General features: G+C 38.9%; 1 protein-coding gene. It reads right to left on the minus strand.

Translation table 11 applies throughout. The annotated features are described in order from the left end of the window. Nucleotides 1–1,036 (minus strand): IS630 family transposase gene (locus B4W83_RS00870; protein WP_087148659.1). Its coding sequence is split into 2 segments (ribosomal slippage), with 1,038 coding nucleotides annotated over them: nucleotides 1–541 and nucleotides 540–1,036; the frame shifts between segments, so codons are not numbered across the junction. This gene is flagged as partial in the annotation. Nucleotides 1,037–1,045 lie beyond the last annotated feature (9 nt).

Raw genomic sequence — 1,045 nt, forward strand, 5'->3', positions numbered from 1 at the left:
AAAAAGCATTCTAGTCCATCTCCGATTAACGATGGACGTTATCACCTCCTTCTCCAGTCCTTGTATAACATCTTGAAGTTGATTCATGACATCTTCCAAAGTTCGAAAGGCTTTATTCTTAAATCCACGTTTACGAATCTCTTTCCACACTTGTTCAATGGGGTTCATCTCTGGTGTGTATGGAGGAATAAAGGTAAAGCCAATATTAGTCGGAATCTTTAAGGTACTTGATTTATGCCATATGGCATTGTCCATAACGAGTAAAAGATAATCATCTGGATAAGCTTGTGAAAGCTCTTCTAAAAAGGCGTTCATCCACTCAGTATGACATCCACCAGCGATTAAGAAAAATGATTCGCCTGTATGGGCATCAACAGCTCCATAACAATAGCAAAATTCTCGTATATAGTGACTATGGACATGTGGACCTACTCCCATTGGAGCCCAACAAGATCCCAGTTTACTGATTCTACCGAAACCAGCCTCATCTTGGTACATCAAGCGAACCTTACGAAAATGCCTACTGGTTTTAAAGCGCTTTCTTGTCTTCTTGAATTGAGATTTTATTTTTAGACGCGACAATGGTTTGAACGTCTGCTTTCTTGGGATGTTCTGGACGTGGCCTAATATTTCGCCAACCATGGCGCTTCAAGAGTTGATAAAAGACATCACATGTGTAGGAAGGACCTAACTCCTTTGTATAAGCCTGAAATAAGGCATCAATTGTAACAAATTCTCCTGCCTCTGCAGCCTTCAAATGACAGGCAAGAAAGGCTTTCTCTTCCTCAATTGTCATATATGCATGGTTACGACCACCACGTGTTTCTTGAAGGAGAGAATCGAGTCCGAACTCCTCATATTTTTTTACAGTTGGCCAAATCGTTGTTTGATTACAGCCTAAAAGCTCTATAATCTCTTTATAAGATTTACCCATCAGACGAAATAGAACGATTTGAAGGCGTTTATGATATTTAGCTGTACTAGAGTCTTTTAAAAGTGTTTTGATAGCTTGGATTTCTTCTTTAGTTGATTTCATATTACTATT

Origin of the sequence: Streptococcus pseudopneumoniae ATCC BAA-960 = CCUG 49455 (assembly GCF_002087075.1) — a bacterium.
GTDB lineage: Bacteria > Bacillota > Bacilli > Lactobacillales > Streptococcaceae > Streptococcus > Streptococcus pseudopneumoniae.